Below are 23256 nucleotides of genomic sequence, written 5' to 3'. Positions count from 1 at the left end.
CTTTACCTCAACGATATCTCCATGCTGCTCAAGGTCATCAACCACCTTGTGGCGGTAGCATGGCGTTTTACCCGTTCGGCCGCGGTGCCGAGCCCTTCTTACTACTTCTTTTCAACCCGTGCTGATTTTCAGCGTGGCAGGAAAGTGCGCGCGCGATTTTTCGTGCGTCGTTATCGGGACAGCCACACGTGTCGGAGACCAGACTATGACGTCGCAATACACAAGTCGCATTACACATCGCAAGGGCCTGACGTTCTGGAGCCAATGGGCCTGCGGTATGGCCCTGGCCAATCTGGTGCTGATTCTGCTGGTGTGGGATCGCGTCGGCAGCGTCGACAGCGAATACCGCGTGGCGATGATTCTGACCGTGCTCGGCTCGGTGCCGGCCTACAGCTTCTTGCAGGTCTACCACAAACGTCACGGCATTCTGTCGGGCATGGGCCGCTTGCTGGCGGGCTGGATGAGCCTGCTGGGCGCGTTGATCGCCATCGCCTTCCTGACCCAGACCACCGCGGTGTTTTCCCGTCAGGTGATCATGCTCTGGGCCGGCCTGGGCTATCTGGCCCAGGTGGCCAGCTTTTTGCCGCTGCATTACCTGGCGCGCATGCACTCGCGCAAGGTGCGCAACGAACGGCGCTCGGTGATCATCGGCATCAGCCCCATGGCCGACGCCCTGGCGAAAAAACTGACCAGCCCCAATCGCGTACCGGTGATCGGCTTCATTGCCGCTTCCGGTGAAAACGGCCTGGTCCCCACTACCCTGCCGCTGCTCGGCAATGTCGACGAACTGCGCGACATCATCGTTCGCGAAGAGGTACGCCGCGTCTACATCGCGCTGCCGCTGGCGCAACTGGCGACCATCGAAGGGCTCTACATCGACCTGCTGGACATGAGCGTCGATGTGGTCTGGATCCCGGACTTCGGCAGTATGATGCTGCTCAACCAGTCGATTTCCGAGATCGAGCGGATGCCGGCGATCTACCTCAACGAAAGCCCGATCAGCTCCCACCCCGCTGCTCTGCTGGGCAAGGAGCTGATGGAGCGCACCCTGGCCGCCTTGGCGATCGTCGCCCTCAGCCCGGTGCTGATCGGCGCATCCATCGCCGTCAAGCTGTCCTCACCCGGCCCGGTGCTGTTCAAGCAGAACCGCCACGGCTGTAACGGTGAAGTGATCAAGGTGTGGAAATTCCGCTCGATGCGCGTGCATGACGATACCGAAGTGCGCCAGGCCACCCGCACCGATGACCGCATCACCAAAGTCGGCGCCTTTTTGCGTCGCAGCTCCATCGATGAACTGCCGCAGTTGTTCAATGTGCTGTTCGGCGAAATGGCACTGGTTGGTCCGCGCCCCCATGCGGTGACTCACAACCTGTACTACACCGGCAAGGTCGAAGCCTACATGGCGCGCCACCGTCTCAAGCCTGGGATCACCGGGCTGGCGCAGATCACCGGGCACCGCGGCGAGACCGAAACCCTGGAGAAGATGCAGCAGCGCGTGGCCCAGGACCTGAACTACATCAACCAGTGGTCGTTGTGGCTGGACATCAAGATTCTGGTGAAGACGCCGTTCACGCTGTTTTCGAAAAACATCTATTGATATGCCAAAGTGGCAGGACGCCCACCGCTGGCTGCATTGGGTTTCACTGGCATTGAATGCCCCATTCCACTATGGTTTGGGGCTGAAAAGAGCCGATACATAAGGAAGCCAGTCATGCAGTTTCGTCCCCTTGGCAAGACGGATATCAACGTCAGCGCCATCGCCCTCGGTACCATGACCTGGGGTGAGCAGAACACCCAGGCCGAAGCCTTCGAACAGATCCTTCTGGCCAAGGCCGCCGGTGTCAACTTCATGGACACCGCCGAGATGTATCCGGTACCGCCGAACGGCGAGACATACGCGACCACCGAGCGCTATATCGGTGAGTACTTCAAGCAGCATGGCGACCGCGCCGACTGGATCCTCGCCAGCAAGGTCGCCGGCCCCGGCCGTATGGCCCACATCCGTGATGGCAATCCGCGGCTCGACCGCAAGAACATCCCCGCCGCCCTGGATGCCAGCCTCAAGCGTCTGCACACCGATTACCTGGACCTGTACCAGTTGCATTGGCCGGATCGCAAGACCAACTTCTTCGGCCAGCTCAATTACCAGCATGACCTGGACGACGAGTTCACCGCCATCGAGGAGACCCTCGAGGTGCTCGACGAGCAGGTCAAGGCCGGCAAGATCCGCCATATCGGCTTGTCCAACGAAACCCCCTGGGGCACGCAGCGCTTCCTGCACCTGGCCGAAACCCGTGGCTGGCCGCGCGCGGTGTCGATCCAGAACCCCTACAACCTGGTCAACCGCAGCTTCGAAGTGGGCCTGGCCGAAATCGCCATTCGCGAGCAGATCGGCCTGCTGGCCTATTCGCCGCTGGCGTTCGGCGTGCTGGCGGGCAAATACCTCAATGGCGCTCGCCCGCCCAAGGGCCGTCTGACCCTGTTCGATCGCTTTCAGCGTTACAACAACCCACAGACCGACCGTGCCGCAGCGGCCTACGTGTCGCTGGCGCGCGAGCATGGCCTTGACCCGGCGCAGATGGCGTTGGCGTTCGTGACCGGGCGTCCGTTCGTGACCAGCAACATCATAGGTGCCACGACGCTGGAACAGCTGGAAAGCAACCTGAAGAGTATCGATCTGGTGCTGTCGCCAGAGGTGCTGGCCGGGTTGGAAGCGATCCACGTCGAGCAGCCGAACCCGGCGCCCTGACTGCCCTGTAGCGAGGGGGCTTGCCCCCGAAAGATTCGGCTCCGGTGGTAAGTGGCTGAATGGAAGATTTTCGGGGGCAAGCCCCCCCGCTACAGTTGGATTGAAACTCCGGCGCCCCTCGCGGTCTCACAGTGATAACGCTGTGATTTCGCGAGGACCGCGCCATGACCGCTACCCCTGCCCGCCTCGATTACGCCCATGGCACCTTGTTCGGGCCCATCCCCAAAAGCGTCGACTGCGACGTCATCATCACGCCCATCACCCCGGGCGCCTTTCAAGTACAAGTGCTGGCCCCGGTGCCGGACGACTTGCACAAAGCGCACTCGCTGATCATCACCCTCTCCCCGGAAAATCGCCTGAGCGGCAGCCTCGTCCATGCGCGCCGCCTGGATAATGGGGATCTGGAACTGCAGATTGATGTTTGAGGCATCGCCCCCTCACCACAGGATGAACAGCCACTGGCAGCAAGCCCCTGACCACAAGGGACCCAAATCGATCAGACCGCCACCGCCAGCGACTTCAGATAATCCCCGAAACCTTCTCGCGCCCGGGGATCGGAACGCGCACTGGTGCTGACACTGTTAAGCGCCGTCCAGACGATCTTCGCCCCGCTGCGCTCCAGCGCCTGCACCAGGCCGACATCTTCGTGCGCGGTCAGCGGCTTGAAGCCACCCGCGCGGCGGTAGGCCTTGGCGCAGATGCCCAGATTGGCGCCGTGGATATGCCGGTGGTCCTCGCATGCCTGGTAGCCGTCCAGATAGCGCGTCTGGGTCTCCACGCCATGGCTCTGCCAATCCAGCACCTGCACGGTGCCACACACCACGTCGGCCTTGAACGACAGCTGCTGCATCAGCCAATCGGCGGGCACCTGGCTGTCAGCATCGGTGCAGGCCAGCCAGCGCGCGCCCCGCGACAGCATGCACGCAGCACCGACACGGCGAGCATGGCCGACATTGCGCGCGCTGATCGACAGGGTCATGGCGTCGAAACCACGCGCTACCCTCCCTGACTCATCGTCGCAGCTGTCCAACACCACCAGTATTTCCACCGCCTCGCCGCCAAGGCCCGAATGACCAGCAGCGATGCGCAAGGACTTGAGGCAATGCGGCAGAAGATCCTGCTCATTATGGGCGGGGACGATGACGCCGATCATAGCGCTGCCTCATCGAGGTCGATGGCGCAGGGCTGCACACACCAGTATTCCAGGAGAAAATCCGCCTCCTCATGACGCACAGCGCGATGCAGCGGCAATTGCGCATCGAGCATGGCATGCACCTGACGCCCATCCTGGGGGCAGCCGTCGATAGGATGCAGCCAGTGGCAGGCGAGCAAAGCGCCGCCCGGGCTGAGGCTGGCCACCGCGCGATCGATCAGCGTCGACAGGTCGGCGGGCGACAGGTAATAAGCGACTTCACTGAGCACGATCAGGTCGAACTCGCCGCCCGGCCAGTCGCCCGGCAAGCGCCCCTGAATGACTTCGACCCCGGCGAAATCGCGCAATCGCTCGGTAGCCAGGCGCACCGCCTCGCTGCTCAGGTCCATGCACAGCATCGACTCGCAGCGCTCGGCCAGCAGCACGCTAAGCTCGCCGTTGGCGCAGGCGGGCTCGAAAATGCGCTCATAACGCTGGCGCGGCAACGCCGCCATGGTCAGGTCGCGTTTGCGCTGCTCATACCAGCGGGTGCGGAAAGCCCAGGGGTCGTCGTTGTCGGCGAACATTTGCTCGAAGTATTCGGCAGGCACGCTGGTGCTGCCTTCTTTCATGGCGGCTTGACTCATGTTGGCATCACTCAGGTAAAGACCAGTTCAAAGGGCTGCAGCAGCCGCTCCAGGGTGGTTCGATCCAGTACCGGTGGTGCTCCGGTACTGGTGTCGTCGTGCAACTGGCTGGCGTGGGCGCGAATGGCCTCGCGCTTGCGCTCGAGCTGATCGTCGGTGAGCAGGAATTTGCAGGCACGCCCCCACGGCAGACGCGAGTCTTCAGGATTGGCCCAATGCCAGGCCCACACCGGCACTTCGAGCAAGGTCGCATTGCGCATCCGCGCCGCCTGGGCAGCGGCGCGGCCGACCGCCTCGTGATCGCCATGGCCGTCATGGCGCCAAGTCGCGAGAATGTAATCACCGGCTTGCAGGCTGCCACTGATGGCGAGCACCAGCGCCGCTTCATGCTCGGCGACCCGCGCGTCGGGCAACGCCAGGCGCTGCCAGCTGAGACGTGACAGATCCAGGCCGAGCCGCGCCAGGGCGCATTCGCTTTCTACCCGGCGCTGGGCACGCAGGCGCGCCACCGGCCATTGTTGGGAACCCGGATGGCTGGCGTCGCCGTCAGTCACCGAGATCAGGTGCAGATCCGCCACGCGGTCAGCCATCGCCGCCAGCAGGCCGCCACAGGCGAGGATCTCGTCGTCCGGGTGAGGCGCGACCACCACCAGACGCGAGCCCTGCGGAATCAGGTCATCAATCGACACCACCGGGGCCTTGCGCAACGAGCGGCTGGCCTGCCAGTCCTGCAGGGGCGTGCCCACCACACCGAACGGTGCATCCACGGATTCAACGTTGGCCCGACTCATAGCGACCACTCCCCTGCCGGCAACGCCGCCACCAGTCGGCCAAGGCCCGCCAGGTCACGCTCGGCATGGCTTTGGCGGATGAACACCGGCAAGTCGGCGATCAGCCGAGCGAAGTGCGGGTCTCGACAATAAGGCCCGGCGCCCAGCGCGCGCCCGACGTGCTGCACGACGGTTTCGACCGCGGCTTCCACCTGGGCGCGAACCCGTTGCACCGGCAGCTGCGCGTTGTCGAACGGGTAGGCGTCGATCCACGCCGCGCACTCACGCAGGGCCGATGCCGCACCGAATAACGCCGCGTCCACCGCGCCCAGATGGGCATCGGCGTGGGGGTCACTGCGCCCGCGGCTGCCACGCAGGTATTCGGCCAGCGCCTGGGCTGCGCCATACCAGGCCGCAGCGATGCCGGCACCGCCCTGCCAGAAGCCCGGACGGCTCAGGTACTCACCGCTGGCCCCTACAAGCCAGGCCTGCGCCTGATCGAAATGCACGTCGACACTGGCGGTCTGGGCCATGCCCACCGCCTGCCAACCCTGCTCGGAACGCCGCACGCCCGGTTGATCGAGTTTGACCGCCACCAACTGCGGCTGGTCCTGTTCGTCCCAGGCACTCACCAATGCGTGGTCCACCTGCAACGCGCCGGAGCACCAGGCCTTGCGGCCCTGAAGCAGCACGCTGCCATGGTTGCCTGCGCTGATCCGCACCTTGGCGTCCGGCGGCTCGGCGGCCCAGACGCCCCAGATGCCCGGCGCCTGCAAGTCGCTGGCGCCCAGCTCCTCCATGATCGCCATGGCATCGGTATGGCCTTCGAACAGTTTGAGCAGGGCCAGGTCCATTCCGGCTACCTTGGCCAGCACCTGCCAGCGCCCCAAAGTATCGCCATCGCCCGGTAGCGGCAGCTCGGTCAAGCGCTGATCGATACAGCTCAGCATGGCCTGGCGCAGGCTTTCATTGACGCTGAGCGCGATTGGCCTTTGCGCGAAGTCGCTGAGCGCGTCCTTGTGAAGCTGACTATTCATGGTGGGGGCACCTGTCCTTGTGAATCGCATCGCAGCCGTCACCGCTCGGCCTATTGACATACGGCATCCTGCCGCCGCCGGGGTTCAATCTATTTCGCGGGCTTCAGACACCCGGATTGCCGAACTGCACATACAGGGCGAAGACTCCCAGCACGCACCAGAAAATCGAGAACAGCCACGGCGTACGCAGGGAGAACAGCAACGATTTGGCATAGCCTTTTTCCGTGGACTCATGGGTGCTGAACAGCGGCGAGTCGTCGTAGGCCATGCCCATGATGGGCTCGCTTTGCAACAGCTGGCTTTGCTTGAAATGCCAGTGATCGATGATGTCATAGGCGGCGCGGATACCGGGCCAGGCGTGCAAGGAGCTGACGATGCCCAGCAACGCCAGCAAGGGCGGCACGAACAGCGTGAACAGCTTGCCCCATTCGGGGTTGAGGTTGGCCATCGACGAAGCGAAGGCGATCACCAGAAACGACTGCGCCGACAGGTAGGCGTTGGTGCGGTTGGACAGCAGCGCGGTTTCGTAGTGGATTTCCTTGCGATAGAAATCCAGGCGGTCCTTCGCCGAGCCGAACATGTGGGTGGCGCTGGATTCGCTGGCAGGCAGATCGGTTTCAGTGATGATCTTCGACACGGGTTTCTCTTTGGATAGTGGCCCAATCCCAGGGATCAGGCTTTGAGCCCCAGGCGCTTGCGCATGGCGGCGGTGATACTTTGGCGGCTCTTGTGCAAGTCCGCCCATGGGTCTGTGTGCAGTTCGGCAAGGCGCTCATGCAGGTTGTGAACATTCCACTCGCTGGCGCTTTTGAGCTGCGCAACTTCATCTCGTTCAATCGGCACCGACACCGGCAAGCCCTCGCGCGCTCGCGCCCCATAGGCGCAGGCAGTGGTGGCACCCAGGCCGTTGCGCAGGTAATCGATGAAAATCTTGCCAACGCGGTTTTTCGGCCCCGAGACCGCCGAGAAGCGCTCCGGCACCAGCTTGGCGATATGGTTGACGATGGCGTGGCTGAAATCCTTGACGCTGTCCCAGTCGGCCTTGGGCTTGAGCGGCACGACGATATGGATACCCTTGCCGCCGCTGGTCTTGAGGAACGACTTGAGGCCCAGCTCGTCGAGCACGGTGAGGGTCAGCTGGGTCGCCTCGACCATGGCTTTCCAGGGCAGTGCCGGGTCCGGGTCGAGGTCGAGGATGAACCGATCCGGGTGGGCGAAGTCGGCACTGGTGGCGTTCCAGGTGTGCAGTTCGACGGTGCCCATCTGGATGGCGCCGATCAATGCCTTGGGCGAGTTGATGACCATGCACGCCTGCCCGGCCTCGGCCTTGTCGTAGTGCAGCAGTTCGTCGATGGCCAGCTGGCCGGCGTTTTTCTGGAAGAACAGTTCACCGGCGATGCCATCGGGCGCACGCACCAGGGCCACGGGGCGGTCTTCGAGTTGCGGCAACAGCCAAGGGGCGACACTGGCGTAGTACTCGGCCAGTTGCTGTTTGGTAGTGCCGCTGCTGGCGTCGATGACGCGGTCCGGGTGGGTGATGCGCACCTGATTGCTGCTGGCGCTTTTGCTCGCCTTGGCGCCGCCGCTTGCAGGCGCCTTGCTGGCCTTGGCGCCATCTTTTGCATGAGCCTTGGCGCCATCGCCCTGCGGTGGGAGCGGGCTTTGCCTGCCGAGCTTCTTGCCCTTGCGCACGACGCTGGACGTATCGCGCGCAGCATCCGCTGCCACCGAGTCTGCAGCGCCAGGCTTCTCTTCAGTGATATCCCGCGCCGCCTTGTCGTCGCGCAGGCCATGGAATACCGAGTGTCGCACCACCCCGTCGCGGGTCATCTCGGCATAAGCCACCTCGGCCAGCAACCGCGGCTCCAGCCAGTGCACCCCCTTGGCATCGGCACCTGTCGGTGGGTTGACCACGGCTTTGTTGCGGCTTTTCAGCGGCTCCAGGCGTTGCAGGATCGACTGCAACGTGGCGTCGCTGAACCCCGTGCCAACCTTGCCGGCATAGCGCAACTCGCCGCCGTCCTCGGCATGCAGCCCCAGCAGCAGCGCACCGAATCCGCTGCGACTGCCCTTGGGATCGGTGTAGCCCACCACCACGAACTCCTGGCGATGCTTGCACTTGAGCTTGATCCAGTCAGCGCTGCGTCGCGAACGATACGGGCTGCCCACGCGCTTGCCGATCAGGCCCTCCATCTGCATCTGGCAGGCGCTTTCGAGCAGCGAGGTGGCGGACTCGTCGAAATCATCGGAGAACCGCAGCGTGCCTTTGTCATTGTCCTTGAGCAGCTTTTTCAGCGCCGCCCGGCGCTGTTCCACTGGCACCTCGGTGAGGTCCATGCCATTGAGGTACGGGACGTCGAACAGGTAATAGACGATCTGTTCGCTGCGCTCGGTCTCGAAGGCATTTTGCAGGGCCTGGAAGTCCGGCACGCCGTGTTCGTTGGCCACCACCATCTCGCCGTCGAGCCACCCAGAGGCTAACCCGAGCTCTGCCAGGGCCTGGGCCTGCCGCGGCATCTTCGCGGTCCAGTCGTGACCGTTGCGAGTGAACAGGCGGACCTTGTCGCCGTCGATGCGCGCCAGCACGCGGTAGCCGTCGAACTTGATCTCGTAGCGCCATTCGCCGCTGGCGGGGGCGGAGTCGACCAGGGTGGCGAGTTCGGGCTTCAGGCTGGTGGGCAGCGATGCTTCACGAGCGCCTTCGAGCTTGCCACTGCGGCTGCGCCGAGGCGACGCGTGCGGCGTGGCGACGGGTTTGGCGGTATCGGCCTCGGGCTCGGGCTGAATGTCCGGCTCAGTGCCGGCCTTTTTTCTGCTGGCCGGCCTGGCGGCTGCAGTCTTGCCTTTGCCGCGCGCTTTGGGCACAAGCGTGCGCTCGCTCAACACGCTATCTGGCTCGGCGACCAGCACGTCGTAGTCTTCCAGCGCACGCGCCTGCTCGTCTTGATGCTTGATCAGAAACCACTGCTCCTTGCGTCCGGGCATATGGGTGCGCACCAGGTTCCACAGGCCCCCGAGCTTCTCGCCTTGCAAGGTGAACTTGAGCTTGCCCTTGGCGTAACTCTGCTGCGGATCGCCCTCGGGTATCCACACACCGCGGTCCCAGACGATCACGTCGCCGGCGCCATAGTGGCCCTCGGGAATGTGGCCCTCGAAGCTGGCGTAGTCGAGCGGGTGATCCTCCACATGCACCGCCAGGCGTTTGGCTTTCGGGTCCAGCGACGGTCCCTTGGGCACTGCCCAGCTCTTCAGGGTGCCGTCCAGCTCCAGACGAAAATCGTAGTGCAAGTGGCTGGCGTCGTGTTTCTGGATGCAGAATTGCAAGGCCTGGTCGCCCCTCTTGGCCTTGCCGCGTCGGGCGCTGCCGGAAGGCTCGGGGGTGGCGTCGAAATTGCGTTTCTGATTGTAGTCGTGCAGCGCTTCACTCATCGCCCACCTCGGTCATCGGCTTTATATGAATGCGAAGCGGCAACCGTTCAGGAGTTCAAACCGTTGATCGGCGACATCCGATGGAACGAGCGCGCGAATCTGCAGGACCAATAGGGATAACGCGAGTCCGCTGCTGCGAAGCCCGTGTCCAGTAACCGCCAGAGTACCCGCCAGAGGTGCCGGCTGATCCTACCGTCCTGATGGAGATGCTCCCATGAGCAAGAAGAACCACGATCGCGCCGCCGATCCCAGCGAGGTCGGCGCCCCGCTGCTGCCGATGTCGCGCCGCTCGGTGTTGCAGGCCATTGGTGTCAGCAGTACCGCTGCTGCCTTGGGCAGCGGCCTGGCAGCTGAAGCCGTCGCTGACACCCGCGATGCCGCGCCCACCGAACCCGGCAGCCAGCCGCTCAAGCTGTTGATCAACGGCAAGCAGCATTCTCTGCGCGTCGACCCACGCACCACGCTGCTCGATGCCCTGCGCGAGCGTCTGCAACTGACCGGCACCAAGAAAGGCTGCGACCACGGCCAATGCGGCGCCTGCACCGTGCAGGTCAACGGTCGGCGGGTGAACTCGTGCCTGAGCTTCGCCTTGATGCACGAGGGTGACGAGATCACCACCATCGAAGGCCTCGGCACGCCGATCGACATGCACCCGATGCAGGCCGCGTTCGTCGAGCACGATGCTTACCAGTGTGGCTACTGCACCAGCGGCCAGATCATGTCGGCGGTGGCCCTGGCCAATGAGCCGTGCGGCGGCTCGGATGCCGAGATCAAGGAAGCCATGAGCGGCAACATCTGCCGCTGCGGCGCCTACTCCAACATCCTTGCTGCCATCCAGCAGACTCGCAAAGCCTGAGGCCTCCGTCATGCAGACATTTGCTTTCAATCGCGCCAGTAGCGCCGACCAGGCCATTCGCCTGGGCCTCGCCAGCCAGACCGCGCAACAGGGCGCCAGCGTGCGTTTCATCGCCGGCGGCACCACCCTTACCGACCTGATGAAGCTGGGCGTCGAACATCCCCAGCAGTTGGTCGACATCAATCATCTGCCGTTGGCTGAAGTCAGCGCCGCGGACGGCGGCGGCCTCAAGGTCGGCGCGCTGGTGCGCAACAGCGATCTGGCGCAGCACGCGACGGTCAAGGCCGAGTACGCGGTGCTGTCGCAAGCCTTGCTGTCGGGCGCTTCGGCGCAGTTGCGCAATATGGCCAGCACCGGCGGCAATCTGTTGCAGCGCACGCGTTGCACCTATTTCCGGGACAACCACAGCCCCTGCAACAAGCGCGAACCGGGCAGCGGCTGCGCGGCGATTGGCGGCATCAACCGCACGCTGGCGATTTTCGGTACCAGCGAGCATTGCATCGCCACCAACCCGTCGGACATGAACGTCGCGCTGACGGCCCTGGAGGCTCAGGTGCATATTCGTGGCAATGGCGGTGAGCGCGTGGTGCCTATCGAGGATTTTTTCCTGTTGCCCGGTGCTACGCCGGATCAGGAAAACGTCCTCCAGCCCGGCGATCTGGTCACCCATGTCGGCCTGCCCGCCATGCCTCCCGATAGCCGCTCTGGCTACCTGAAACTGCGGGATCGCGCGTCTTATGAGTTCGCCCTCGCCTCGGCCGCCGTGGTGTTGCAGATCGACGCTGGGCGGGTGCGTCAGGCACGGATCGCCATGGGCGGAGTCGGCACCAAACCCTGGCGTGCCATTGCTGCCGAGCAGGCGTTGATCGGGGCACCGGCCTCGGCGGCGAGCTGGCAGCTGGCGGCGGAGGCGGCGGTAAAAGGCGCGCAACCGCAGAGCGAGAATGGTTTCAAGGTCGAATTGGCCAAGCGCTGCGTCGCGCAGGCGTTGGCGAATGTTGCCGCGTTGGCGTGAGGCGGATGGCCTCTTCGCGGGCAAGCCCTGCTCCCTCAGGTGCATGGAGTCCTTTTGCGGGCAGGCTCTGCTCCGACCGGACATGTGGGAGCAGGGCTTGCCCGCGAAGGGGCCGTTATGATCGACATCAATTCAGGATTCGCTTCGCTCTAAGCGGCGAACCAACGGAGGCCACATGGCACCAGCATCCAACACCGCCGAGGTCGTGATCGGCCACGGCTTTGCCCGCATCGACGGCCCGAAGAAAGTCACCGGTGCCGCCCGCTACACCTCAGACCATGCCTTTCCCGGCCTGGTGCATGCCGTGCCCGTAACCGCGACCATCACCACTGGCCGCATCACGGCCCTCGACCCTGAGGCGGCCTTGCGCATGCCCGGCGTCATTCAGGTGTTCCACTCGGGCAACTTCAGCGATCAGGTCTATCGCAAGCAAAGCGGCGGCGGCAAGACCGACGAGGCGCGGCCGCCGCTGACCGATGACCGCATCACCTACTACGGCCAGTACGTCGCGCTGGTGGTGGCCAACACCTACGAACAAGCCGTGGCGGGCGCCGCAGCGGTCAAGGTCAGCTATGCCGCGGACCAGGCCAACGTCGCCATGCGCCTGAGCGCCGAGGAAAAGGAATCGGTCGACACCGAACGCGGCGACGTCGCCAAGGCATTCGCCAGCGCGCCCGTAAAGATCGACCATACCTACACCACGCCCCCTCACGCCCACAACCCGATCGAACTGCACGCCACCGTTGCCCTGTGGAACGGCAAGGAGTTCACGCTGTACGAAACCTCCCAGGCGATCATGAACCACCGCATGGTCATGGCGCAGATGCTCGGCGTCGCGCCGGAACAGGTGCGCATCATCACCGAGTACCTGGGGTCGGGCTTCGGCGGCAAGCTGTGGCCGTGGAGCCATTCCCTGCTCGCCGCCGCGGCCGCACGGCAGCTGCAGCGCCCGGTCAAGCTGGTGGTCGACCGCGAGATGATGTTCCACAACGTCGGCCACCGTACCAACACCCAGCAACGTATCCGCCTCAGCGCCGACACCAGCGGCAAGCTGCAATCGGTGCAACACGATTACCTGTTCCACAACGCGCGCCTGGATACCTACAAGGAAAACTGCGGGGAGGCCACGGGGTATCTGTACAGCTCGCCGAACCTGCGCGCGGCCTGGTCGTTCGCGCGCCGCGATATCGCCCCGCCGACCTCGATGCGCGGGCCCGGCGCAGTGCCCGGCTTGTATGCGCTGGAGTCAGGCATGAACGAGCTGGCCGTGGCGCTGAACATGGACCCATTGCAGCTGCGCCTGATCAACGAACCGGCCAGCGACGAAAGCACCGGCACCCCCTTCAGCTCTCGTCATCTCACCGAATGCCTGACCACCGGTGCCGAACGCTTTGGCTGGGCACAACGCGACCCGCGCCCGGGCTCGATGCGCAATGGCGCCGGCGTGGTGATCGGCTGGGGAATGGCGGCCTGCACCTGGATGGCCAAGGCGTTGCCGGCCGAAGTGACCGTGCAGTTCGACAGTCAGGGCGGCGCTACCGTACTCAGCGGCACCCAGGACATCGGCACCGGCACCTATACCGTGATAGCGCAGATGGTCGCGCAGCTGACCGGCCTGCCGTTGGCGCGCATCCAGGTGACCATCGGCGACAGCAGCCTGCCGCCCGGGCCGATGTCCGGCGGTTCGATGGCCACCGGCTCGCTGGTGCCTGCGGTGCAACAGGCGACCAAAGCGGCCATCGATGCCGCCATTGGCGTGGCGATCGAGGAGCATCCGCCGTTTCATGGCATGAAGCCCGAAGCGCTGGCGTTCGCGCAGATGCGCATTTACCCCAAGGACAGCGACCCTGCCAGCGGTGTGGAGGTCGGTGCATTGCTCAGCGATGCACGGATGAAATACATCAGCGGCAGCGGCAAGACCCCGGGCAGCAAGGACGTCGACGAAAAGTTCTCGATCCACTCCTATGGCGCGCACTTTGTCGAGGTGACCTGGGAGCCGGAGATGGCGCGCTTGAAGGTCAATCGGGTGGTGACGGTGATCGATGGCGGCAAGGTCATCAACCCGCGAACCGGGCGCAACCAGATCGAAGGCGCGATCATCATGGGGGTGGGCATGGCGCTGTTCGAGGCCACCGAATACGACCCGCGTACCGGGCAGCCGGTCAACAGCAATCTGGCGGACTACATCGTCACCACCCATGCCGATGCGCCGGAGGTGGACATCACCTTTCTCGATTACCCAGACACCACGCTCAATCCACTGGGCGCGCGGGGTATCGGTGAAATCGGGCTGGCAGGCGTGAGCGCGGCGATTACCGATGCGGTGCGCCATGCGACGGGGGTGGTAGTGCGGGATCTGCCGGTGCGGATCGAGGATCTGCTTGGCTCGACCCTGCCTGCCTGACGCTGTGGTGAGGGGGCTTGCTTCCGATTGGCAATATCAGACAGTACATCTGTGTCTGACACACCGATCGGGAGCAAGCCCCCTCGCCACAGACTTTAGCGTTCAGGCCATGTCCACCGTCACGCCCAACGAACGCAGGGCATCCCAGTAGCCCGGATAGGTCTTGCCGACGCATTCAGGGTCGAGCAGGCGGATACCGCTGACCTTCAACCCGGCGAGCGCAAAGCACATGGCAATGCGATGGTCGCTGTGGGTGTCGATCAAGGCATCGCAGCTCGTGCCGGCCAGTGCCGGGTCCGCCGCCACCAACAGGTCATCCCCTTCCACTGTCGCCAGGCCTGGGCGAATGGCGTTGAGGCCGTCGTAGAGGGCCTGCACGCGATCGCATTCCTTGACCCGCAGATTGGCCAATTCGACGAAGCGCACGGGGGTGTTGTTGAACGCCGCCAGTACCGCCAAGGTCGGCACCGCATCCTGCATCTGCGAGCCGTTGATCACAGCGGGCATGTTCGGATAGGCGGCGATAAAGGCCTGGGCCTTGGCGTCGGGCTGGGTGAAGTCCTGGTCGGCTACGCCGAGGTCGATCTTGCCGCCGGTCAGTTCCTGGGCAGCCCACAGGTAAGTGGCCGCGGAGGCATCCGGCTCGATCAGGTAATCACAGGCTGTGTAGCCCGTAGCTGCGATACGCCAGGTGCTGTCATCGACCACTTCCACCTGGGCGCCGAAGGCCTTCATGCAGGCCAGGGTCAGGTCGACATAGCCACGGGCACCGATGTCCTTGCCGGACAGTCTGACGTCGATGGCCGACTCGCCGCACGCGGCCAGCATCAGCAGCGCCGACACATATTGGCTGGACAGACCGCCATCGATCTCGAACTGCCGTGCCGGAATCTTGCCGATGCCCTGGACCAGCACTGGCGGACAGCCGGTGGCGCTGGACACCTGCACACCAGCGGCGCGCAAGGCGTCGAGCAGCGGGCCGATCGGGCGTTTTTGCATGTAGTGATCGCCGTCCAGCGTCACCGCGCCGTCGACCGTGGCCACGGCGGCAGTCAGAAAGCGCACCGCAGTGCCAGCGTTGCCGAGGAACAGCGGCGCGCTCGGCGCTTGCAGGCGGCCGGAGCCGGTGACCACGAAGGTGGTTTCGTCCGGTTCATCGACAGTCACACCCATGGCCCGCAGGGCGTTGGACATGTGCCGGGTGTCGTCGCTCTTGAGCGCACCGGTCAGGCGGCTGGTGCCCTTGGCCAGGGCGGCCAGCAGTAAGGCACGGTTGGTGATCGACTTGGAGCCGGGCGGCGATACCTGGCCATGCAAGGCAAACCCAGGCGGGATGACGGTAGCGGTGTGCGGCGCGCCCATGACAGCGTTTCTCCAGATCAGAACCAGCGCCCTGCGGCGCGAAAGGCGCACATGATGCCATTAATGAAAAGGTCGAGGCAAAAGACCGGAGGTGCCCGGTGCAGCTTTGCCGGGGAAATGCTACCCTCCTCCTTAACCCAAGAGGTTGGGTTAATGTCGCCGGATGCCGACATTACTGAGAATCGATGGCTTGCGAGTCGTCATCTATCCCAACGATCATCGCCCCGCTCACGTTCATGTCATGGGTAACGGTTGCGAGGCTGTCTTTCACCTGCATTGCCCTGAAGGGCCGGCCGTGTTGCATGAGAGCTACGGTTTCAGGCAGCACGAAATAGCTCGCACCGCTGCGCGATTGACCCTCGAACTGAAAACGCTGTGCGGTGCCTGGAGAAAAATTCATGGCCACCATTACTAAACTGAAAATCCCCGACTCGCCCATCAGCGAGCAAGATGTGCGCAAAGCCGAGCAACGAATGCAGAAACGGCTGCAGTCGACGCCCTGTGCAGTGACTGCCGGTTACGACGCTACCAGGCACCGTTTGCAAATCACCCTCAACAGCGGCATAGAACTCGCGGTGCCATGCGCCTTGGTGCAAGGCTTGGAACAGGCGGTAGCGAAGGACTTCGACGGGCTTGAGCTGAGCTCCACAGGTTTCGGGCTGTACGTGCCCAGCCTGGATGTGGATGTTTATGTACCCGCACTGCTGCAGGGCATATTCGGCGATCGTCGCTGGATGGCGCAACAACTAGGCCGCAAAGGCGGGGCGACCGTCAGCGCGGCAAAATCCGCTGCCGCTCGGGCCAATGGCAAACTGGGCGGGCGCCCACGCTTGAAAAAACCGGACGACAAGGCAGCGCCATGACTCACTGGCGCCGCCCTGCCCGTCCGGTCAGGTCACCGGTGCCGGGTTGAACAGCACGATGTCGTTATGCAGGCGATGCTGTTCGGCCCAGGTCTGCTTGCGGCCGCTGGCGACATCCAGGTAGTAGTGGAACAACTCCCAGCCCAGCTCCTCGATGGTCGCGCGCCCGGTGGCGATGCGGCCGGCATCGACGTCGATCAGATCGGGCCAGCGCTCGGCCAGTTCGGTGCGGGTCGAGACCTTGACCACCGGCGCCATCGCCAGGCCGTAAGGGGTGCCACGGCCGGTCGTGAACACGTGCAGGTTCATCCCGGCCGCCAGTTGCAGGGTGCCGCAGACAAAGTCGCTGGCCGGCGTGGCGCAGAAGATCAGGCCCTTGCGCTCGACGCGCTCGCCCGGGCCGACCACCGCGTTGATCGCGCTGCTGCCGGACTTGACGATGGAGCCCAGGGATTTTTCGACGATATTCGACAACCCGCCTTTCTTGTTGCCCGGCGTGGTGTTGGCGCTACGGTCCGCGGCGCCGCGATCCAGGTATTGGTCGTACCAGTCCATCTCGCGCACCAGCGCCTGCGCCACGTCCATGTCCTGCGCCCGTGAGGTCAGCATGTAAATGGCGTCGCGGACCTCGGTGACTTCGGAAAACATCACCGTCGCCCCCGCCCGAATCAGCAGATCCGAAGCGAAGCCTAGCGCCGGATTGGCGGTGATCCCGGAAAACGCATCGCTGCCACCGCACTGCATGCCCAGGATCAGCTCGCTGGCCGGCACGGTTTCGCGGCGACGCTGATCGAGTTTTTTCAGGCGCGTCTCGGCCAGCTCCATGATCTGCTCGATCATCTCGACGAAGCCGTGACTGGAATCCTGCAAGCGGTACAGCCACGGATCGCTGAGATCCACGGAGGCGTCGTTGTCGTGCATCACCTGACCGGCCTGCAGCTTCTCGCAGCCCAAGCTGATCACCAGCGCTTCGCCGCCCAGGTTGGGGTTGCGCGCCAGATTACGCACGGTACGAATGGGGATATAGGCGTCCCGCGCATTGATGGCCACGCCGCAGCCATAGCTGTGGGTCAGCGCCACCACGTCATCGACGTGGGGATACTTGGGCAGCAGCTCTTCGCGGATGCGCTTGACCGCATGGTCGAGCACGCCGGTCACACATTGCACGGTGGTGGTGATGCCCAGGATGTTGCGAGTGCCGACGGTACCATCGGCATTGCGGTAGCCCTCGAAAGTGAATCCTTCCAACGGCGCCAGCGCGGCCGGGACCGCATCGGACATCGGCAGGCTGTCCAGTGGCGGTGCGGACGGCATCGCCAATTGGGTTTCCTGCACCCAGCTGCCTTGGCGCAGGTCTTTCAAGGCATAACCGATGATCTGCCCGTAACGACGCACCGCGCCGCCTTCGGGGATGTCCACCAACGCCACTTTGTGGCTTTGCGGAACGCCCTCGACAGTGGTCAGGCCGTCGGGGAAGCGGCTGCCCTCGGTGACGCCCTGATCGTTGACCACCACCACTACGTTGTCGTCTTCGTGCAGGCGCACATAGCGGGGGGAGTCGGAATGTTCGATGAGTTGCATGGGTTGGCCCTTTTTATCGACGCGCAGGCTGAATCGGGTAAAACGTCGGTCACCCTGGTGGATGATCGACCTCAAAACATTTATATCAATGCGCTGGCGCAGCGCCCGCAGGCGACTCCACCAGCAGCTTGCCATCTGGATCGCGCAGCTCGACGCGTTTGATCGGACCGACGATCACCAGGTAGGCGAACACCGCCACCAGCGCGTTGGCACCGACATACACCAGCGCCCATTTGAACGAGCCCGTGGTGGAGATGATGTAGCCGATGACGATCGGCGTGGTGATCGACGCCAGGTTGCCAAACATGTTGAACAGGCCGCCACTGATGCCGGCGATCTGCTTGGGCGAGGTATCGGACATCACCGCCCAGCCCAGCGCGCCCACGCCCTTGCCGAAGAACGCCAGGGCCATGAAGCCCACCACCACCCACTCCAGCTCGACGTAGTTGCAGGCCACGATGGTGGTCGACAGCAGCAGGCCGCCAATGATCGGCAGCTTGCGCGCCAGCGTCAGCGAATGCCCGCGGCGCAGCAGCCAGTCGGAGATCACCCCGCCCAGCACACCGCCGATAAAGCCGCAGATCGCCGGCAGCGAGGCGATGAAGCCGGCCTTGAGGATGGTCATGCCGCGCTCCTGCACCAGGTACACCGGGAACCAGGTCAGGAAGAAATAAGTGATGCCGTTGATGCAGAACTGGCCCAGGTAGATGCCGGCCATCATACGGTTTTTCAGCAGCTGCTTGATGTAGCCCCATTTCGGCCCGCTGTTGCCCTTCTGCGCGCTGTCCATGTCGACTACGGCGCCACCCTTGGTGATGTGATCTAGCTCTTGCGCGCCGATCATCGGGTGTTCCTTGGGGTTGTGGATGAACTTGATCCACGCCAGCGAGAAAGCGATACCGGCGGCGCCCATGACCACGAACACGTGTTCCCAGCCAAAGGCGTGAACGATCCAGCCCATCAGCGGCGCGAACAGCACCGTGGCGAAGTACTGCGCCGAGTTGAAGATCGCCGAGGCGGTACCGCGTTCAGCTGCCGGGAACCAGGCCGCGACGATACGCGCGTTGCCGGGGAACGACGGCGCCTCGGCCGCCCCTACCAGGAAGCGCAACAGGAACAGGGCAATGACCGCGTTGGCCAGCGGCAGGTAGCCGACGAAGCCTTGCAACAGGGTGAACGCGGACCAGGTGAAGATGCTGATGGCATAGACCTTCTTCGAGCCGAAGCGGTCCAGCAGCCAGCCGCCAGGAATCTGCCCGAGCACATAGGCCCAGCCAAAAGCGGAAAACACAAAACCCAGGGTGACGGCATCAATGCCAAGGTCTTTCTGCAAGCTCGACCCGGCAATCGCAATGGTCGCCCGGTCGGCGTAGTTGATCGTGGTAACCACAAACAACAGAAAGAGGATCAGATAACGTACATGCGTGGTTTTAGACGCTTGCATGCAGTGGTACTCCCACGATTATTTTTATTGGACAGTTTCACGGTCGGCGCCGCGATGGGAGACAAGTTATCGTACAAGCATCGGAATATCCATCCCCAGTTGTTCTTTTTTTGCAGACAAGGTACAGGCTCGATCAATATGAGAATTAATCTTATCTCCCTGTGATTGTTAGACGAAATGGCTATTGATCCTGCGATGTCAATCGGTTTCGGCCATTGACAGTTGTCCGACTACCGCATGGACCTAGTACGCCTAGGGTCGCCACCCGGAAAAGAGATGGCACAATGCCGGTGTTGCTATAGGAATCAATCATTTTCGTGAGTCAGTCCCCCGCCCGATGAACAGATTCCGGTAATAGTTCACATCCTTTGATCCAGGCCCCTTGCCCCTGCAAACAGGGGGCCATGCGGCACTGGACAAGGGCATTCGCGAGGATTAGCTTTACCACTTTGGTAGTGACGCCATGGAGGCGTTTTGCGCACTCTACTTACGCGATTGAGGTGCATATCGTGAGGATTTCGCCCCTGCTGGCTTTCGTGCTGGGCAGCCCCCTGTTGGTCGGGTGCAGCTCCGCGCCGGTAAAGCTCAAGTATGTTCAATATGAAGACGGGCGCAGCGATGGCCGCGGGGATTACAACGGGCTGACCAAATTCAGCCTGGCCAAGTCCATCCTGCTGGTTCGACACGGTGATGCCGGCGGCGCCGCGCTGATGACCTCGGTCCCCGCCGAAGCTTCCGGCCCCTTGACGCACTTCGGCGTACAGCAAGCACCCGGCAGCGGCGATCACCTGCTGACCGTGACCAAACTCGACAACTCCAACCTGGTGCACCGGCTGACCAGCGATGCGCAAGTGCAACCTTACATTCAGAACAAGGACGCAGCGCCCACCGGGTTGCCCGCAGCAGTGGCGTCCAGCATCGACCTGCCCGCCAGCAAAAAGCCCGGCGCCGCGCTCAGCCTGCCGCTGGCGATCGATACCGGGCACTTGCTCGAGCAGGCGTTCCGTGGGCCTACCACCATGTGGGCGGTGGCCGAAAACTCCAATCGCAAGATCGCCTTCGAAATCGCCTTCGACGCCGTGCCGACGGACGCGATCGAAACCCGCCAGCTCGACCTGGGCAAAGCGTCCGGGCTGTACTTCTATTCCGCTTGCCGCACCGCCACGGTGACCTTCCTCACTGCGCCCCTGACTCGCCAGCAATTTACCGTGACCGTCGCCGATCCGCACTTCGTGCAGACCATCGCCCTGGCGCCGCAAAGCAGCATCACCAGCCATTCCGGCTGCGGCGTCGATGTTCGCGCAGCGGTGGCCGAGGCGCCGCAGGCGCTCTTCGAGCTCAACCAGGTGATCGCCCAGGCTCGCTCGGTGAACACCGCCTGGCAGACCCTGCCCGGCTCCGACAAGGCCAGCGCCATCGCCGAGGCCAACGCCTCCAACAAGGCGGCTCAAAAAGTCGTCAAGGCCGCCGCTGCAGCCGCCTCGGCAGCGACCGCCGCCGCCGAGCAGAAAAAGCGCGACGATGCACTGCGCAATGCCGAAGTCCAGTTGCCCAAGCAGAATCCACCCCGCCAGACTTTCGCCTTTTAGCCAGGGCTGCCCAGCCCCTGGTTCAGTCGCTGAAGGCGAATGACAGCAGCATCAGATTCGCCACCGAGATCAGCCCGAACAAGCCCCAGGCCAACCAGCGCACCCAGGGACGGTTGACGAATTGCCCCATCAGCGCCGGGTCGCTGGTAAAGCGGATCAGCGGCCACAAGGCAAAGGGCAATTGCAGACTGAGGACCACCTGGCTCAGCACCAGCATCTTGCCCACCGCACCGTCCCCCAGCCACCACACGCCGATCAACGCCGGCACCAACGCCATGCCGCGGGTGATCAGACGCCGCTGCCAGCAAGGAATGGAACGCTGCAGAAAACCTTCGAGCACCACCTGGCCGGCGATGGTGCCGGTAAAGGTCGAGCTCTGCCCCGAGGCCAACAACGCCACCCCGAACAACAGGCTGGCCAAGGTGCCGCCCACCAGCGGATCGAGCAAGTGATAGGCATCCTGAATCTCCACTACATTGGTGTGGCCGGTGCGGTGAAACGCCGCCGCCGCGAGGATCAGGATCGCTGCGTTGATCAGCAGCGCCAGCAGTAGCGAAGCGAAGGTATCCAGCCGCGCGTACTTGATCGCGGTGGCCTTGGCGTTGGGCTCATGCTGGCGCACACGGGTCTGCACCACCGAGGAATGCAGGTACAGGTTGTGCGGCATCACCGTGGCGCCGAGGATGCCGATGGCGAGGTACAAAGGCTCCTGGTGGCTGAGCACCTCCCAACTGGGCCGCAGGCCCGCGGCCACCTCGGGCCAATAGGGCTTGATCAGCACCAGCTCGATGAAGAAGCACACGCCGATCGTGCCGATCAGCCCGAGAATGATCGCCTCCAGCCGGCGAAAGTTGGCGCCCTGCAAGGCCAGCACCAGCAGCGTATCGAAGGCGGTCAATACCACGCCGCCGATGATCGGCACCCCCAGCAACAGGTGGAAGGCCAACGCCGCGCCCAGCACTTCCGCGAGGTCGGTGGCCAGAATCGACAGCTCCGCCAACAGCCATTGACCCCGTGCCACGCCGGGTCGATAACGCTCCCGCGACAGCTGCGCCAAGTCACGCCCGGTGGCGATGCCCAGGCGCGAGCTGAGATTCTGCAAGACCATCCCCGCCAGGCTCGCCAATACCACGACGAACAGCAAGGAGTAGCCGAACCGCGAACCGGCCTCGATCGCCGTCGCCCAGTTGCCGGGGTCCATGTAACCGACCGACACCATCAGCCCGGGGCCGAAAAACAGCAGCATCTTGCGCAGCGCGGACGCATTGGCGGGCACTGTAACCGTCTCGGTCGCGGCTGACGGGCAGAACGGCTCGGTGGCGAGAGTAGGCAATTTATATTTCACACAAAACCTGCAAGGGCGAAGGGCACTGATGGCAGCTTATACAGAGTCAGACTGTCAGCCCTATAAATGTTTCCAATTATGTCGATTATCATTCTCATTTTCCACCCCGCTCCCCCCTACAAGGTTGCGCATTGCTCTTTCAGATAGCGATGGAGCAATTGCACCGCCGGCGAAAATTGCCGACGGTGCGGGCACACCAGTTGCAGCGGCACACTGTCGCCCAGCACTTGCGGCAACAGCACCTCCAAGCGCCCGGCACGCACGTCCGTGCTGACGTCCAGCCATGATTTGTAGGCGATGCCCTCGCCTGCCACCGCCCAGCGACGGACCACATCGGCATCGTCACTGAGCAAGTGCCCGGCCACCGCAATGGTCTGCGCCCTTCCTGCGCCATCGGCGAAGCTCCACTTGTCGTAGACCCGCCCCTTCAGCAGGTACAGCAGGCACGCATGCTGCGCCACCTGCTCCAGCGCCTGTGGGCGACCGTGGCGGGCCAGATAGGCCGGCGCCGCGACCAGCACGCGACGGTTGTCCGGGGCCAGGGGCATGGCGATGAAACTGGCGTCGTCCATGCGCCCGTATCGCAACGCGACGTCGATAGGCTCGCGAAATACGTCGGCGACCTGATCGGAGAGAAACAACCGCAAGGTGATCTGTGGATGCTCGCGGCGAAAAGCGCTCAGCCAGCCGAGCACGATATTGCGGCCCAGGTCCGACGGCGCTGCCACTTGCAGCACGCCGCTGAGGCCCGCCTCCACGGGACGCAGGCGCTCCTGCCCCTCACGCAGGGCGTCCAGTGCCTGCCGGGCGCTGGGCAGATACAGTTCGCCCTCGGGGGTCAGGCGCAGGCTGCGGGTCGAACGCGCGAACAGGCGGATGCCCAACTCGCCCTCCAGGCGCTTGATCGCCGCGCTGACCTGGCCAGGCAGCAAGTCGACCTCACGTGCGGCGTTGGAGAAACTGCCGAGCGCGGCGGTGCGTACGAAGAGATTGAGATCGTCAAAGCGGACCATTTTCATTCCTGCAGTGAAAG

20 protein-coding genes are annotated in these 23256 nt (G+C 63.7%); 9 read left to right on the top strand and 11 right to left on the bottom strand.

Annotated features, from left to right (window positions below; genetic code table 11):
* Nucleotides 1–205 precede the first annotated feature (205 nt).
* From AC3WJP_RS22535 to AC3WJP_RS22525, 3 genes are all read left to right on the top strand, one after another.
* Nucleotides 206–1597, top strand: a complete 1392-nt coding sequence (locus tag AC3WJP_RS22535; protein ID WP_493722846.1) for an undecaprenyl-phosphate glucose phosphotransferase — start codon at nucleotides 206–208, stop codon at nucleotides 1595–1597.
* A 114-nt stretch (nucleotides 1598–1711) separates the two neighbouring features.
* Nucleotides 1712–2749, top strand: a complete 1038-nt coding sequence (locus tag AC3WJP_RS22530; RefSeq protein WP_493722847.1) for an NADP(H)-dependent aldo-keto reductase — start codon at nucleotides 1712–1714, stop codon at nucleotides 2747–2749.
* Nucleotides 2750–2913: 164 nt separating this feature from the next.
* Nucleotides 2914–3174, top strand: a complete 261-nt coding sequence (locus AC3WJP_RS22525) for a hypothetical protein (RefSeq protein WP_493722848.1) — start codon at nucleotides 2914–2916, stop codon at nucleotides 3172–3174.
* 71 nt (nucleotides 3175–3245) lie between these two features.
* Here AC3WJP_RS22525 and AC3WJP_RS22520 read toward each other — a convergent pair whose 3' ends face one another.
* From AC3WJP_RS22520 to ligD, 6 genes are all read right to left on the bottom strand, one after another.
* The gene (locus AC3WJP_RS22520) at nucleotides 3246–3902 is read right to left on the bottom strand and encodes a glycosyltransferase family 2 protein (protein WP_493722849.1); all 657 of its coding nucleotides are present in this window, start codon (nucleotides 3900–3902) and stop codon (nucleotides 3246–3248) included.
* Entirely contained in the window at nucleotides 3899–4528 is a 630-nt protein-coding gene (locus AC3WJP_RS22515; RefSeq protein WP_493722850.1) for a class I SAM-dependent DNA methyltransferase, read from the bottom strand. Before AC3WJP_RS22515 ends, AC3WJP_RS22520 begins: the two co-directional genes overlap by 4 nt.
* 11 nt (nucleotides 4529–4539) lie before the next feature.
* Complete coding sequence (locus AC3WJP_RS22510) at nucleotides 4540–5319, bottom strand: PIG-L deacetylase family protein (protein ID WP_493722851.1); 780 nt, start codon at nucleotides 5317–5319, stop codon at nucleotides 4540–4542.
* Complete coding sequence (locus tag AC3WJP_RS22505; RefSeq protein WP_493722852.1) at nucleotides 5316–6335, bottom strand: acyl-CoA dehydrogenase family protein; 1020 nt, start codon at nucleotides 6333–6335, stop codon at nucleotides 5316–5318. Before AC3WJP_RS22505 ends, AC3WJP_RS22510 begins: the two co-directional genes overlap by 4 nt.
* A 103-nt stretch (nucleotides 6336–6438) precedes the next feature.
* A complete protein-coding gene (locus AC3WJP_RS22500; RefSeq protein WP_493722853.1) occupies nucleotides 6439–6972 on the bottom strand; it encodes a hypothetical protein in 534 nt (177 codons plus the stop codon).
* Between the two features lie 35 nt (nucleotides 6973–7007).
* Nucleotides 7008–9764 (bottom strand): DNA ligase D, encoded by a 2757-nt coding sequence (ligD, locus tag AC3WJP_RS22495; protein WP_493722854.1) that lies wholly within the window; start codon nucleotides 9762–9764, stop codon nucleotides 7008–7010.
* A gap of 214 nt (nucleotides 9765–9978) precedes the next feature.
* Here ligD and AC3WJP_RS22490 point away from each other — a divergent pair, with 214 nt between their 5' ends.
* The 3 genes from AC3WJP_RS22490 (at nucleotide 9979) to AC3WJP_RS22480 (ending at nucleotide 14039) form a co-directional block, all read left to right on the top strand.
* On the top strand, nucleotides 9979–10620 hold the full coding sequence (locus AC3WJP_RS22490) for a (2Fe-2S)-binding protein (RefSeq protein ID WP_493722855.1): 642 nt from the start codon (nucleotides 9979–9981) through the stop codon (nucleotides 10618–10620).
* A gap of 10 nt (nucleotides 10621–10630) precedes the next feature.
* Entirely contained in the window at nucleotides 10631–11635 is a 1005-nt protein-coding gene (locus tag AC3WJP_RS22485) for an FAD binding domain-containing protein (RefSeq protein ID WP_493722856.1), read from the top strand.
* Nucleotides 11636–11810: 175 nt separating this feature from the next.
* Entirely contained in the window at nucleotides 11811–14039 is a 2229-nt protein-coding gene (locus tag AC3WJP_RS22480) for a xanthine dehydrogenase family protein molybdopterin-binding subunit (RefSeq protein ID WP_493722857.1), read from the top strand.
* A gap of 102 nt (nucleotides 14040–14141) precedes the next feature.
* Here AC3WJP_RS22480 and AC3WJP_RS22475 read toward each other — a convergent pair whose 3' ends face one another.
* Nucleotides 14142–15401 (bottom strand): 3-phosphoshikimate 1-carboxyvinyltransferase, encoded by a 1260-nt coding sequence (locus AC3WJP_RS22475; protein WP_493722858.1) that lies wholly within the window; start codon nucleotides 15399–15401, stop codon nucleotides 14142–14144.
* Between the two features lie 163 nt (nucleotides 15402–15564).
* On the opposite strand from AC3WJP_RS22475, the gene AC3WJP_RS22470 reads away from it, so the two are divergent.
* Both AC3WJP_RS22470 and AC3WJP_RS22465 read left to right on the top strand, forming a co-directional pair.
* Nucleotides 15565–15816 carry a DUF4160 domain-containing protein gene (locus AC3WJP_RS22470; protein ID WP_493735694.1) on the top strand — a complete coding sequence of 84 codons (252 nt, stop codon included), beginning with the start codon at nucleotides 15565–15567 and terminating at the stop codon, nucleotides 15814–15816.
* Nucleotides 15800–16264, top strand: a complete 465-nt coding sequence (locus AC3WJP_RS22465) for a DUF2442 domain-containing protein (protein WP_493722859.1) — start codon at nucleotides 15800–15802, stop codon at nucleotides 16262–16264. The genes AC3WJP_RS22470 and AC3WJP_RS22465 overlap by 17 nt, the downstream gene beginning before the upstream one ends.
* A gap of 27 nt (nucleotides 16265–16291) precedes the next feature.
* On the opposite strand, the gene garD is transcribed toward AC3WJP_RS22465, so the two are convergent.
* Together garD and AC3WJP_RS22455 are read right to left on the bottom strand one after the other, a co-directional pair.
* Entirely contained in the window at nucleotides 16292–17845 is a 1554-nt protein-coding gene (gene garD / locus AC3WJP_RS22460; RefSeq protein WP_493722860.1) for a galactarate dehydratase, read from the bottom strand.
* Between the two features lie 85 nt (nucleotides 17846–17930).
* On the bottom strand, nucleotides 17931–19289 hold the full coding sequence (locus tag AC3WJP_RS22455; RefSeq protein ID WP_493722861.1) for an MFS transporter: 1359 nt from the start codon (nucleotides 19287–19289) through the stop codon (nucleotides 17931–17933).
* A 509-nt stretch (nucleotides 19290–19798) separates the two neighbouring features.
* On the opposite strand from AC3WJP_RS22455, the gene AC3WJP_RS22450 reads away from it, so the two are divergent.
* On the top strand, nucleotides 19799–20878 hold the full coding sequence (locus AC3WJP_RS22450; protein WP_493722862.1) for a hypothetical protein: 1080 nt from the start codon (nucleotides 19799–19801) through the stop codon (nucleotides 20876–20878).
* A gap of 22 nt (nucleotides 20879–20900) precedes the next feature.
* On the opposite strand, the gene AC3WJP_RS22445 is transcribed toward AC3WJP_RS22450, so the two are convergent.
* Both AC3WJP_RS22445 and AC3WJP_RS22440 read right to left on the bottom strand, forming a co-directional pair.
* A complete protein-coding gene (locus AC3WJP_RS22445; RefSeq protein ID WP_493722863.1) occupies nucleotides 20901–22211 on the bottom strand; it encodes an Nramp family divalent metal transporter in 1311 nt (436 codons plus the stop codon).
* Between the two features lie 128 nt (nucleotides 22212–22339).
* Complete coding sequence (locus AC3WJP_RS22440) at nucleotides 22340–23236, bottom strand: LysR family transcriptional regulator (protein ID WP_493722864.1); 897 nt, start codon at nucleotides 23234–23236, stop codon at nucleotides 22340–22342.
* Nucleotides 23237–23256: the final 20 nt, after the last annotated feature.

The sequence above is a fragment of the Pseudomonas sp. GW821-FHT01A09 genome (genome assembly GCF_058986725.1).
This window is presented reverse-complemented; position numbering and strand designations above follow the sequence as displayed.